The organism is Plantibacter sp. M259 (assembly GCF_006065115.1).
GTDB classification, from domain to species: domain Bacteria; phylum Actinomycetota; class Actinomycetes; order Actinomycetales; family Microbacteriaceae; genus Plantibacter; species Plantibacter auratus.
The window spans coordinates 3,262,056-3,274,870 of record NZ_CP040750.1 but is presented as its reverse complement, the minus strand read 5'-3'; the positions used below and the strand labels follow the sequence as shown (position 1 = coordinate 3,274,870).

13 protein-coding genes and 1 pseudogene are annotated in these 12,815 nt (G+C 67.1%); 7 read left to right on the top strand and 7 right to left on the bottom strand.

What is annotated here, in order from left to right; genetic code table 11:
* Positions 1-29: 29 nt before the first annotated feature.
* Positions 30-257, top strand: coding sequence for a hypothetical protein (locus tag FGL15_RS15360; RefSeq protein ID WP_138946621.1), 228 nt, complete (start codon positions 30-32; stop codon positions 255-257).
* Positions 258-262: 5 nt separating this feature from the next.
* Here the strand turns inward: FGL15_RS15360 and FGL15_RS15355 are convergent, their stop codons facing one another.
* From FGL15_RS15355 to nrdH, 5 genes are all read right to left on the bottom strand, one after another.
* Positions 263-772 carry a hypothetical protein gene (locus FGL15_RS15355; protein ID WP_138946620.1) on the bottom strand — a complete coding sequence of 170 codons (510 nt, stop codon included), beginning with the start codon at positions 770-772 and terminating at the stop codon, positions 263-265.
* 130 nt (positions 773-902) lie between these two features.
* Entirely contained in the window at positions 903-1,877 is a 975-nt protein-coding gene (gene nrdF, locus FGL15_RS15350) for a class 1b ribonucleoside-diphosphate reductase subunit beta (RefSeq protein WP_056007612.1), read from the bottom strand.
* Between the two features lie 249 nt (positions 1,878-2,126).
* The gene (gene nrdE / locus FGL15_RS15345; RefSeq protein ID WP_079706251.1) at positions 2,127-4,232 is read right to left on the bottom strand and encodes a class 1b ribonucleoside-diphosphate reductase subunit alpha; all 2,106 of its coding nucleotides are present in this window, start codon (positions 4,230-4,232) and stop codon (positions 2,127-2,129) included.
* A gap of 23 nt (positions 4,233-4,255) precedes the next feature.
* Positions 4,256-4,669: a class Ib ribonucleoside-diphosphate reductase assembly flavoprotein NrdI gene (nrdI, locus tag FGL15_RS15340; protein WP_064296523.1), complete on the bottom strand. Its 414-nt coding sequence runs from the start codon at positions 4,667-4,669 to the stop codon at positions 4,256-4,258.
* Positions 4,670-4,753: 84 nt separating this feature from the next.
* Positions 4,754-4,987, bottom strand: coding sequence for a glutaredoxin-like protein NrdH (gene nrdH / locus FGL15_RS15335; RefSeq protein ID WP_056007615.1), 234 nt, complete (start codon positions 4,985-4,987; stop codon positions 4,754-4,756).
* 353 nt (positions 4,988-5,340) lie between these two features.
* Between nrdH and FGL15_RS15330 the strand changes: the two genes are divergently transcribed.
* A complete protein-coding gene (locus tag FGL15_RS15330) occupies positions 5,341-6,549 on the top strand; it encodes an MFS transporter (protein WP_138946619.1) in 1,209 nt (402 codons plus the stop codon).
* An 11-nt stretch (positions 6,550-6,560) separates the two neighbouring features.
* Here FGL15_RS15330 and FGL15_RS15325 read toward each other — a convergent pair whose 3' ends face one another.
* Entirely contained in the window at positions 6,561-7,115 is a 555-nt protein-coding gene (locus tag FGL15_RS15325) for an NADPH-dependent FMN reductase (protein ID WP_240773976.1), read from the bottom strand.
* A 60-nt stretch (positions 7,116-7,175) separates the two neighbouring features.
* Here FGL15_RS15325 and FGL15_RS15320 point away from each other — a divergent pair.
* From FGL15_RS15320 to FGL15_RS15305, 4 genes and pseudogenes are all read left to right on the top strand, one after another.
* A pseudogene (locus FGL15_RS15320) lies at positions 7,176-8,026 on the top strand (aldo/keto reductase).
* A 22-nt stretch (positions 8,027-8,048) separates the two neighbouring features.
* Positions 8,049-8,897, top strand: coding sequence for an alpha/beta fold hydrolase (locus tag FGL15_RS15315; protein ID WP_138946617.1), 849 nt, complete (start codon positions 8,049-8,051; stop codon positions 8,895-8,897).
* A gap of 139 nt (positions 8,898-9,036) precedes the next feature.
* Complete coding sequence (locus FGL15_RS15310; RefSeq protein ID WP_138946616.1) at positions 9,037-9,951, top strand: DUF4349 domain-containing protein; 915 nt, start codon at positions 9,037-9,039, stop codon at positions 9,949-9,951.
* Positions 9,948-11,138, top strand: coding sequence for an acyl-CoA dehydrogenase family protein (locus FGL15_RS15305; protein WP_138946615.1), 1,191 nt, complete (start codon positions 9,948-9,950; stop codon positions 11,136-11,138). Before FGL15_RS15310 ends, FGL15_RS15305 begins: the two co-directional genes overlap by 4 nt.
* A 27-nt stretch (positions 11,139-11,165) precedes the next feature.
* Here FGL15_RS15305 and FGL15_RS15300 read toward each other — a convergent pair whose 3' ends face one another.
* On the bottom strand, positions 11,166-11,444 hold the full coding sequence (locus FGL15_RS15300; RefSeq protein ID WP_064296530.1) for a metal-sensitive transcriptional regulator: 279 nt from the start codon (positions 11,442-11,444) through the stop codon (positions 11,166-11,168).
* Positions 11,445-11,527: 83 nt separating this feature from the next.
* Here FGL15_RS15300 and FGL15_RS15295 point away from each other — a divergent pair, with 83 nt between their 5' ends.
* Complete coding sequence (locus FGL15_RS15295) at positions 11,528-12,805, top strand: DUF445 domain-containing protein (protein ID WP_138946614.1); 1,278 nt, start codon at positions 11,528-11,530, stop codon at positions 12,803-12,805.
* Positions 12,806-12,815 lie beyond the last annotated feature (10 nt).

The window sequence follows — 12,815 nt, the reverse complement described above, 5'->3', positions numbered from 1 at the left end:
TCGAGGACACCAGAACCACAGGGAGAACGATGCTGACGACCGAAGCGACCATGGACGAGCTGCTCGTCGCCGAACCCGTCGAGACGCCGAGCGCCGGACGCAACGGTGTCGTGAGTCTCGTCTCACTCGTCGTCATCCTGACGATCGTGGTCACCGCGATCGCGGCGCTCTTCCTCCCGGTCGTCCAGGGCGCGACCGCGTTCTTCTACTTCTTCCTGGCCGGCTTCGGTGGCATCAGCACCGCCTTGGGCGGCTGAGCGGCTCAGTCGTGCAGGGGTGAGATCTCCACACTCCCTGATGCGAACGGGAACGGGAACAGTACGTCGATCGGGCCTCCATCCCAATTGGTCACGTCCAGTTGAGCGAACCAGAGCTGCGCGACGAGGATGCTCACGAGCGCAACGCCGCAGACAATCCAGCGGGCACGGGAGATGAACCGCAGGGCCCGGACCTGAGATGAGGCTCGGCGGAGGATGACACTCAGCACCCCGATGATGGTGCCGCCGATGATGCCGTAGACGATCGGACTCGGCAGCAGGGAAACGGTCAAGCACGTGGGGGCTGTGTCCGTCGGTCCGCCATCGGCATCGATGAATCCACCGCTGCCGTCGAACCCGCCGGGACAGATGCCCTCCGTCGCGTGCGTCAGCGCGGTGTAGACCAACGACGCCAAGACGGCCCAGATGAGCAGCGCGCGGATCGCGCGGATGACGTCTGTACCAGGCAGCTCCGGACCGATGGCCTCGCGGTGTTGTTCGAGTGTCGCGCTCACGGTGGTCTCCCCCAAGATCGATCGTGCGTCCCTCCACGCTAACCGCTGAGGTCGCTCAACGCACGAGGGCCGGATGGAATCGTGGATTCCATCCGGCCCTCGTGCGTTCAGCGCAGTGCTCGCGCGGTGACTAGAAGTCCCAGTCCTCGTCTTCCGTGACCACGGCCTTGCCGATCACGTAGGAGGAGCCTGAGCCCGAGAAGAAGTCGTGGTTCTCATCGGCGTTCGGTGAGAGCGCCGACAGGATCGCCGGGTTCACGTCCGTGACCGTCTTCGGGAACATGGCCTCGTAGCCGAGGTTCATGAGCGCCTTGTTGGCGTTGTAGTGCAGGAACTTCTTGACGTCCTCGGTCAGGCCGACCTCGTCGTAGAGGTCCTGCGTGTACTGCACCTCGTTGTCGTAGAGCTCGTAGAGCAGCGAGAACGTGTAGTCCTTGACGTCGTCGCGCTCGGCCTGCGTGAGCTTCTCGAGGCCCTTCTGGAACTTGTAACCGATGTAGTACCCGTGCACGGCCTCGTCACGGATGATGAGGCGGATCATGTCGGCGGTGTTGGTGAGCTTCGCGCGGCTCGACCAGTGCATGGGCAGGTAGAAGCCGGAGTAGAAGAGGAACGACTCGAGGAGGGTCGAGGCGGCCTTCCGCTTCAGCGGGTCGTCACCGTGGTATCGGTCGAGGACGATGGACGCCTTCTTCTGCAGGTTCGGGTTCTCGACCGACCAACGGAACGCCTCGTCGATCTCCTTCGTGCTGCTGAGCGTGGAGAAGATCGAGGAGTAGCTCTTCGCGTGCACCGACTCCATGAACGCGATGTTCGTGTAGACGGCCTCCTCGTGCGGGGTGATCGCATCGGGGATGAGGGCGACGGCGCCGACGGTGCCCTGGATCGTGTCGAGGAGCGTGAGGCCCGTGAACACGCGCATGGTGAGCTGCTGCTCCTGCGGCGTCAGGGTGTTCCACGACTGGACGTCGTTCGACAGCGGGATCTTCTCGGGCAGCCAGAAGTTGTTGACGAGGCGGTTCCAGACCTCGACGTCCTTCTCGTCCTCGATCTTGTTCCAGTTGATCGCCTGGACGCGGTCGACCAGCTTGAGCTTCTCTGACATGAATTGGTGTCCTCTATCGGGAAGTGGGGTTGGCCCTTCGACAGGCTCAGGGACCGGTGATGCTGGTGGCCCTCGACGGACCGGTGATGCTGGTGGCCCTCGACGGACCGGTGATACTCGTGGCCCTCGACGGACCGGTGATGCTGATGCCCTTCGACAGGCTCAGGGACCGGCGTCGGGCTCAGTGACCGGGACCGGAATACCGGTCACTGAGCCTGTCGAAGTGCGGATGACGAAGCGCGAAGCTCCTTAGAGCATGCAGCTGACGCAGCCGTCGACTTCCGTGCCCTCGAGCGCGAGCTGGCGGAGACGGATGTAGTAGATGGTCTTGATGCCCTTCTTCCACGCGTAGATCTGCGCCTTGTTGATGTCGCGCGTGGTGGCGGTGTCCTTGAAGAACAGCGTCAGCGACAGCCCCTGGTCGACGTGCTGCGTCGCCGCGGCGTACGTGTCGATGATCTTCTCGGCACCGATCTCGTAGGCGTCCTCGTAGTACTCCAGGTTGTCGTTCGTCATGAACGGAGCCGGGTAGTACACGCGACCGAGCTTGCCTTCCTTGCGGATCTCGATCTTCGACGCGATCGGGTGGATCGACGACGTGGAGTTGTTGATGTAGGAGATCGAACCGGTCGGCGGGACGGCCTGGAGGTTCTGGTTGTAGATGCCGTACTCCTGGATGGACGCCTTGAGGGCCGTCCAGTCCGCCTGCGTCGGGATCTGCACACCGGCCTGCTCGAAGAGCTCGCGTCCACGAGCCGTCTCGGGCTCCCAGACCTGGTCGATGTACTTGTCGAAGAACTCACCCGACGCGTACTGCGAGTCGGCGAAACCGTCGAAGGTCTCCCCGCGCTCCTTGGCGATGAGGTTCGAGGCGCGCAGCGCGTGGAACACCACCGTGTAGAAGTAGATGTTCGTGAAGTCGATGCCCTCGGGGCTGCCGTAGTGCACGCGCTCGCGGGCGAGGTAGCCGTGGAGGTTCATCTGGCCGAGGCCGATGGCGTGCGACTTGTCGTTGCCGTCCTCGATCGAACGCACCGAGGAGATGTGGCTCTGGTCGGACACGGAGGTGAGGCCGCGGATGGCGGTCTCGACCGTGCGACCGAAGTCGGGCGAGTCCATCGTGAGCGCGATGTTCAGCGAGCCGAGGTTGCAGGAGATGTCCTTGCCGATCTCCTTGTACGAGAGGTCCTCGTTGTAGGTGGTCGGCGTGTTGACCTGGAGGATCTCCGAGCAGAGGTTCGACATGTTGATGCGGCCCTTGATGGGGTTCGCCTTGTTCACCGTGTCTTCGAACACGATGTACGGGTAGCCGGACTCGAACTGGATCTCCGCGATGGTCTGGAAGAACTCGCGGGCGTTGATCTTCGTCTTCTTGATGCGGGAGTCGTCGACCATCTCGTGGTACTTCTCGCTCACCGAGATGTCGCCGAAGGGCACACCGTAGACGCGCTCGACGTCGTACGGGGAGAACAGGTACATGTCCTCGCCCTTCTTCGCCAGGTCGAAGGTGATGTCGGGGACGACGACGCCGAGGGACAGCGTCTTGATCCGGATCTTCTCGTCGGCGTTCTCACGCTTGGTGTCGAGGAAGCGCAGGATGTCGGGGTGGTGTGCGTTGAGGTACACGGCACCGGCGCCCTGACGAGCACCGAGCTGGTTCGCGTAGCTGAAGGAGTCCTCGAGGAGCTTCATCACGGGGATGATGCCGCTCGACTGGTTCTCGATCTGCTTGATCGGTGCACCGGACTCACGGATGTTCGACAGCGAGAGCGCCACGCCGCCGCCACGCTTCGAGAGCTGGAGCGCGGAGTTGATGCCACGGGCGATCGACTCCATGTTGTCCTCGATGCGGAGGAGGAAGCAAGAGACGAGCTCGCCTCGCTGGGCCTTGCCCGAGTTGAGGAAAGTGGGCGTCGCCGGCTGGAACCGACCCGCGATGATCTCCTCGACGAGCGCGACCGCGAGCTGCTGGTCGCCGTCGGCGAGGCCGAGGGCGGTCATGACGACGCGATCCTCGAAGCGCTCGAGGTAGCGCTTGCCGTCGAAGGTCTTCAGCGTGTACGAGGTGTAGTACTTGAACGCGCCGAGGAAGGTCTGGAAGCGGAACTTCTTCGAGTAGGCCAGGTCGTTGAGCTCCTGGATGAAGTCGAACGAGTACTTGTCGAGCACTGCCTGCTCGTAGTACTCCTTCTCGACGAGGTAGTCGAGCCGTTCCTTCAGCGAGTGGAAGAAGACGGTGTTCTGGTTGACGTGCTGGAGGAAGTACTCCCGCGCGGCCTCACGGTCCTTGTCGAACTGGATCTCGCCGTTCGGGCCGTAGAGGTTGAGCATCGCGTTGAGCGAGTGGTAGTCCATCTGGCTCGTCGACGGTGCGTCGATCACTGAAACTGGCGCTGCTGCCAAAATGATTCCAATCCATTGTGGACGGTGGTGACATCGTCCTGGGTTCCGAAGAGTTCGAAGCGGTACAGGTGCGGGACCTTGCATTTGCTGGCGATCACGTCGCCGGCGAGCCCGTAGGCCTCGCCGAAGTTCGTGTTGCCGGCGGCGATGACCCCGCGGATCAGGGAGCGGTTGGCCTCAACGTTGAGGAACCGGATCACCTGTTTGGGCACCGCTCCGTCGCCGTTGCCCCCGCCGTAGGTGGGGGTCACGAGGACGTAGGGTGCCGTGGCGTGCACGGCTTCGTCTTTCGCATACAGCGGGATCTGCAACGAGGGCAGGTCGAGCTTCTGCATGAAGCGATGCGTGTTGCCGGAAATGCTGGAGAAGTAGATCAGCCGTGGTTGCACGGGAGGCCTCCTCGTCGCCGTCCGGACGGGCGGATGTTGCGGTGCTGCTGGAGCCGGCTCATGATGACGCCTGCGACCGTGGGCTCAAGCCAGACGTGCGGCGAGCTCTTCGATCTTGTCGGGACGGAAGCCCGACCAGTGGTCTTCCTCGGTGATGACGACCGGTGCCTGCAGGTAGCCGAGGGCCTTGACCTGCTCGAGTGCGTTCTCGTCGACCGAGAGGTCGAGGATGTTGTACTCGATGCCCTTGTTGTCGAGTGCGCGGTACGTCGCGGTGCACTGCACGCAACTGGGCTTCGTGTAGACCGTGATTGCCATAGCTCTTCGTGCCTTCCCCTCAAAATCTGGTGATTCCCGCGGCGTCCTGCGCCGGGGTTCCAATACTACATATAGTTGGCGACCTTCAGGCCAACCCCAAGGGCTAGTAGTTACAGCCCTGTAGTTTTCCACCGGGTTCTCCACCGTTTCGGGCGAGTTATCCACCGGTTCTCCACTGGGTACAACACTCGTGGGCGACGCGAAAATCCCGGATTGACGGCCTTTTCTCCCCCGTCTGAGGGATATCTATCCACAGGCGAGATTCTCCTCCGGACCTCCGACATCCGTTGTCGCTTTGGGCGTGTCGCGGGCGTGTCGCGCGTGTCGGAGCCGGTCCCTAGACTGGTGTCCTTGTGAGCAGCTACCGTGACCTTCTTCGTACCCCCGGCGTCGCCCGGATCATCGCGGCGCAGCTCACCGCACGCTTCCCGTTCGGGATGCTCTCCCTGGCCTTCCTGCTCCACATCGAGCAAGTCACCGGGTCCTACGGAGCCGCCGGGCTCGTCCTCGCCGCGACGAGCATCGGGCAGGCGATCGCCGGGCCCCTCACGAGTCGGTGGATGGGCGTCTGGGGCATCCGCAAGGTGCTCCTCCTCACCCTCGCGGTCTGTGCCGTCTCCGTCACGACCATCGCCCTCGTCACCATGACCGTCCCCGCGTACATGGCGGTCGGATTCGTCGCCGGGCTGAGCACGCCGCCCGTCCAGCCCGCGGTCCGCACCATCTACCCGAAGCTCGTCACCTCCCAGCAGCTCACCCCACTGTTCTCCCTCGACGCATCGGCCCAGGAGATCATCTGGGTGCTCGGGCCCGTCGTGACCACCTTCGTGTCCACCCAGGTCGGCACGGTCTGGGGCATCGCCCTGGCGGCGGTGATCATGGTCGCCGGCTGCCTGTGGTTCATCTCCTCACCGGAGGTCGGGCGTGTCCGCATCCCGAGGAGCCGTCGCAAGCTCGGGCAGGTGCTCAAGCGCCCGCCGGTCCTCCTCGCCACCGTCGTCGGCTTCCTCCTCATCGGCGCCTGTTCGGCCGTCGAGGCGGGCGTCGTCGCGACCTTCGGGCACGACGGCCTCGAGGCCGGTATCGTCCTTGCGATCTTCTCGGTCGGCTCGCTGGCCGGCGGCCTCGCCCTCGGACACACCCCGATCGGTCCCTACGCGCTGGCGCGCCGCATCTTCATCGTCTTCGCCGGACTCGCCGTCGCGAGCCTCTTCCTCAACGCCTGGTGGCTGTCGGTCACCCTCTTCGTCGCCGGCATCGGCATCGCGCCGGCCCTCGCCGTGCTGTTCGCCATCGTCTCGGCGAGCGTGAAGTTCAGCGACACGGCCGAGGCCTACGGCTGGGTCGGCACCGGCCAGCTCATCGGTGCTGCCATGGGCTCGGCGGCGGCCGGCTTCCTCATCGACGGTTCCGGAGCGGTCGGTGCGTTCTGGGTCGCCGGCGTGTTCGCCCTCTTCGGCTTCGTGATCCCGTGGATCGGTCACCGGTGGCACCCCGACCTCCGCGGCCGCGATGCGAGCCCGATCCCCGACACCGAGCCGATCAACACCCACCCGTCCTGAGCCGCCCCGCTTCAGTCGGCGGCGCGCAGCGGCGCGAGGGCCCCGTCGAGTGCGGCCAGTTCGCCCAGCAGCATCGGCAACATGGTCGTCTGGCGGTCGTTGGGCGTGAACACGCCGTCGGCGATCTGCCGTGAGACGTACGGGATCTCCACGTTCGCACCGGTACTGACGAGACCGAGTGCCTGCAGGACAGGTCGAAGCGCGACGACGCCGCGGGTTCCGCCCGACAGCCCGCCGTAGCTGACGATCCCGACCGGCTTCCGCGCCCACTCGTGCATGAGGTAGTCGAGCGCGTTCTTGAGGGCGGGCGCATAGCTGTAGTTGTACTCGGGCGCCACGAACACGAAGGCGTCCGTCCGGTCGACCCGCTCGCTCCAGGCGATCGTGTGCGGGTGGACGTAGGCACGCTTCCGCGGGTGCGCGGGCTCGTCCATGAACGGCAACGCCAACTCGCGGAGATCGACCGCGTCGACGGTGAACCGCTCGTCCGCCTCTGCCACGCCCTCGACCCACTCGGCGACGGCACCGCCCACCCGCTCGGGACGGACGCTCCCGGTGACGATCATGAGTTGCGGCATGGGCTCCCTTTCGACGATGACGGTGGCCCTGTCGAGGATACTGGTGCCATGGCAGACAGCACCCCGACCGTCCTCCTCAACGACGGGCACACGATCCCCCAGCTCGGCTTCGGCGTCTACAAGGTCCCGGACCTCGCCAGCACCGAGATCGTGCGGACGGCACTCGAGGTCGGGTACCGCCACATCGACACCGCCTCGCTGTACGGCAACGAGCGCGGCACCGGCGTCGCGATCCGCGAGTCGGGCATCCCCCGCGACGAGCTGTTCGTCACGACGAAGGTCTGGAACACCGATCAGGGGTACGAGGAGACGCTGCGCGCGTTCGACACGAGCCTGGACCTCCTCGGCCTCGACCACGTCGATCTGTACCTCATCCACTGGCCGGCTCCTCGGCAGGACCGCTACCGCGAGACCTGGCGCGCACTCGAGCGGTTGCGGGCCGAGGGACGTACGCGCTCCATCGGCGTCTCGAACTTCCACCGCAGCCATCTCGAACGGCTCCTGGAGTCGGCGGAGGTCACCCCGGCCGTCAACCAGATCGAACTCCACCCGTTCCTCCCCAGCGGGAGTTGCGCGCCGTCAACGCGGCACACGGCATCGCGACGGAGGCCTGGTCGCCACTCGCCCGCGGCCGCTTCTTCACGCCCGACGCGGACGGATCCGACGCCACCTCCGACCTCGGGGCCATCGCACAGAAGCACGGGCGTACGGTCGCGCAGGTGGTGCTGCGCTGGCACCTGCAGCTCGGCAACATCGTCATCCCCAAGTCGGCCACACCGGCGCGGATCTCGGAGAACTTCGCCGTGTTCGACTTCACCCTCGACGCCGACGACCTGGCCGCCATCTCGGCGCTCGAGAACGGCGAGCGCACCGGCACCGACCCGGACCGGCTCGACTGACGCGAGACCGTAGGCTGAACGCATGACCGAGCCCGTCGTCGACACCGCTTCCAGCCTCGCCGCCCGCACGATCACGCCCGTGGAGCTCCCGCGTCACCGCTGGGGTCGCCACGACGCGCCGGCTCGGGCGCTCGTGGTCCACGGACTCGGCAGCAACGGTCCGAGCACCTGGCGCCTCTGCGCAGCCCTGGCCGATCGCGGTTGGCTCGTGGAGGCGGTCGACCTCCGCGGCCACGGCGTCGCTCCTCGTGCGTTGGACTACCGGGTCGAGGCCTACGCCGCCGATCTGCTGGCCACCAGGCCGACCCCCGTGCCCGGCGTCGGGCACGCCGCGTGGGACCTCGTCGTCGGACACTCGCTCGGAGGCGCCGCCACCGCGGTCGCCGCCGCAGCCGATCCCCGATGGGCGGCGGCGGTCGTGCTGCTCGACCCCGCCATCGCGCTCGACGACCACGACGCCGAGATCATCCGGGCCAGCCAGGAGGCCGCCTTCGCCGACAACACGATCGCATCCGTCCGCGCGAAGAACCCCGAGTGGCACCCACTGGACGTGGAGATCAAGGTCCAGGCGGTGTCCGAGGCGAGCCGGTGGGCGATCGAGCAGACGAGCGAACAGAACCGTCCGTGGGACGTCCGCCCCGCAGCGGCCGCTCTGCGCAACCCGACCTTCGTGATCGCCTCCGACCCTGAGGTGTACAGCCTCTTCCGCGGCGCGCTCGCCGCCGAGGTCCTCGCCAACCGCCAAGTCAGCCTGACGATCGTCCAGGGCGCCGGTCACAACGTGCACCGGGACCGCCCGGCGGAGACCACGAAGGCCATCGGCGATTGGGCCGAGCTGCAACTCGAACAGCGATCGCGTCGCGAGACCTGATCACGACCCGCTTCCCACGGTCCCTGCACCTCCGCGGTACAGCGGCTCCCTCGGGTGATGCGCGTCGCGAGACCTGATCGTGACCCGCTTCCCAGGGTCCCTGCACCTCCGCGGTGCGGCGGCTCTCTAGGGTGATGCCATGAAGCGCTCAGCAGTGACCCGCACCACCACCGTGTTCGTCTCCGCCGTCCTCGTCGGGCTCGTCCTCTCGGGCTGCTCGGCCGGGTCGAGCACCGAGGCCGGCAGCGACTCGCGAGCTGCGATGCCCGTGACCGGCCAGGTCGCCGGCGACGCACAGGTCGGCGTCGACGGCGCCGCCTCCCCCGACCTCACGCAACAGCAGGTGGTCACGACCGGTTCACTCACCGTCACCGCTGACGACCCGATCAGCACCGCGACGGACGCCACCCGGATCGTCACCGAGGCGGGCGGGCGCGTCGACAGCCGCGATGAGACTCCGGGCACCTCCGACCAGGCCGCGCAGGCGACTCTGACGGTCCGCATCCCCGCCGACGACTTCGACGACGTGCTCGCGCAGCTGCAGGCGCTCGGCACGGTGAACAACCTCTCCGTGTCCGCGGTGGACGTCACGGCACAGGCCGCCGACCTCGACGCGCGGGTCACCGCCCTCCAGGCCTCGGTCGACCGACTGCTCGGACTCATGGCGGCTTCGACCACGACGGCCGACCTCCTCGCCGCCGAGACCAGCCTGTCCCAGCGGCAGGCGGAACTGGATGGGCTCGTCGCCCAGCGCGACGCGCTCGCCGATCAGGTCGACTTCTCCTCCGTGTTCGTGAGCTTCGTGGCCCCAGGCGTGGTCGCACCGGGTGTGCCCACCGACTTCTGGGGCGGCGTGGTCGCCGGGTGGAACGCGCTCGTCGCCGCCGCCTCGGGGCTCGTCGTCGTGGTCGGCGTCCTGGTGCCGTGGCTGCTCCCCCTCGCGGTCGTCGCCGCGGTCGTGGTCCTCCTCGTCAGGTCGGGCCGTCGGCGCGCTGCTCGCCGCTCGCAGACACCTGCCACCTCGGCCGGGCCCGATGCGACAATGGACCGGTGACCGCTCAAGCGCAGCACCATCCATCCGATCGGTCGTTCGACCCCGCCTCGATCCTCAGTGACGGGCTCGTCGAGCGCATCCGCGAACGTGCCGCCGTGGCGGACCGCGAGAACGCCTTCTTCGACGAAGACCTCGCCGAGCTGCGAGCGTGCGGCTATCTCCGGGCGTTCGTCCCCGAGGAGTTCGGCGGCCTCGGCCTCGGCCTGAGCGAGGTCACGCTGCTCCAATCCCGGCTCGCCACCGCCGCCCCGGCGACCGCCCTCGCGATCAACATGCACCTCGTGTGGACGGGGGTCGCGCGACTGCTCCACACCCGAGGAGACGACTCGCTCCGCTTCGTCCTCGAGGGAGCTGCCGGGGACGAGCTCTACGCGTTCGGGGTGAGCGAGGCGGGCAACGACCTCGTGCTCTTCGGATCCGACACCGAAGCCCGTCCGGGCCCCGACGGTTCCTATCGGTTCCACGGCCGGAAGATCTTCACCTCGCTCTCACCCGCGTGGACCTGGCTGGGGACGACCGGGCTCGACACGACCTCGGCCGACGGTCCGAAGGTGGTCTACGGCTTCATCGAGCGCTCGCGCGGCGGGTTCGAGATCCTCGACGACTGGGACACCGTCGGGATGCGCGCCAGCCAGAGCAGGACGACCCTGCTCCAGGGCGCCGAGTCGACGGCCGAGCACATCGTCCGACGCCTCGACCCGGGGCCCAACCCGGACCCCATCGTCTTCGGGATCTTCGCCTGCTTCGAGACCCTCATCGCCGCCGTGTACACGGGCATCGGCGAACGCGCCCTCCGGCTCGCGGTCGAGACCGCCCACCGGAAGACGTCGAAGAAGGCCGGTGGCGCGAGCTACGCGGCCGACCCCGACATCCGCCGTCGGATCGCGGCGGCCGCCATCGCGTACGACGGCATGCTGCCACAGCTCGCCGGCATCGCCCGGGACCTCGACGACGGGGTCGACCATGGCGCGCTCTGGTTCCCGAAACTCGTCGGGCTCAAGGTCCGCGCGACGGAGACCGCCCGCGAGGTCGTCGATCAGGCGATCCGGGTCGCCGGCGGCGGCAGCTACTTCGCCGCGAGCGAATTGGGCCGGCTGTACCGCGACGTCCTCGCCGGGATGTTCCATCCGTCCGACGACGAGTCCGCCCACGCCACCGTCGCGAACGCCTGGCTCGGGCCCGTGTGACGGCTCGGGCCGGCCTGACGACTCGGCTCAGCCGCGGTTGTTGCTGAGCTCGAAGATCCGCAACAGCTCGCCGACCGCGGCGTCCTTGCTGTCCCCGCCCTCCTCGAACATCTGCGTGACGTGGGTCAGCAAGTGGTTCTCGACGAGGAGTTTGTTGAGGGATCCCAGCGACTTCTGGATGGCGAGCGACTGCGTGATGATGTCCATGCAGTAGTCCTCGTTCTCGATCATCTTCTCGAGACCACGCATCTGGCCCTCGAGGATCTTCGTCCGGTGCAGGGCCCGCTTCTTGATGTCTTCGATCACCGGCTCAGGGTACCACCAGGGGGTACGGTATCCTCCTGCTCCATCCGACCGGAGGACACGGTCGACGAGCCTAGGATGGGCGGATGACGAGCTCCCCCACACTCGAACTCACCGCCGCCGACGCGGACCGCGCGCGAGCCCTGCGCGCGATGAAGCGCCTGGCCACCGGACTGCTCCTCGTCATGGCGGTCATCTTCGCCGTCGCGTTCGCGCTGGAGGGACGCTACCCGTGGTTGGCGTACGTCAGGGCCGCTGCGGAAGGCGGCATGGTCGGGGCGCTCGCGGACTGGTTCGCCGTCACCGCCCTCTTCCGGCACCCGCTCGGCATCCCGATCCCCCACACGGCGATCATCCCGAAGCGCAAGGACGAGATCGGCGTCAGCCTCGGCGAGTTCGTGGAGACCAACTTCCTCTCCGAGGAGGTCGTGCGGCAGAAGCTCGCGTCCGTCTCCGTCTCGGAGAAGCTCGGCGGATGGCTGTCCGAGCCCGCGAACGCCGAGCGGGTCACCGCCGAGGGGTCCATCGCCGTACGGGGTCTCCTGGAGACGCTGTCCGACGACGACGTCCGCGAAGTCATCGAGGCGTTGGCGTCCAAACACCTCATCGACCCGCAGTGGGCTCCGAACATCGGCCGTTGGGTCGAGCATATCGTCGGTGTCGGCGCGCACCACGACGCGGTCGACCTCCTCCTCGACCGCACAGGTGAGTGGCTGAGCACGAACCCGAAGGCGTTCGAGCGCCTGGTCTCGAGCCGTCTGCCGACCTGGGTGCCGTCCTTCGTCGACCGGCTCGTGGACGACAAGCTCTACCGGGAGGCCGTGTCCTTCGTCCAGGCCGTCCGCGCGGACCCCGACCACCAGCTCCGTCATGCCCTCGACGGGTACCTCGGCGAGCTCGCGGAGCAGCTGCAGCACGACGACGCGACAATCACCCGCTTCGAGAACGCCAAGCACGAGGTCATCGACAGTCCTCGTGTCCGGGAGGTCGCCGGCAAGACCTGGACAGCCGCGAAGAGCGCGTTCCTCGAGGCACTCGACGCCCCCGACAGCGACCTCCGTGTGCGGATCGCCGGCACCATCGCGGACTTCGGCCGGCGACTGTCGACCGACCGAGCGTTCTCCACCCGCGTCGACACCCGCGTCGCGGACGCCCTGTCCTACGTCGTCACCCGCTACCGGCACGACATCGCCAGCATCATCACCGAGACCGTCGAGCGTTGGGACGCCCGGGAGACGACCCAGAAGATCGAGCTGCTCGTCGGACGCGACCTGCAGTTCATCCGCTTGAACGGCACCATCGTCGGTGCGCTCGCCGGCCTCGCGATCTTCACGGTCGCGCAGGCGGTCCTTCGCGCGTTCTGACGCCGGGGCC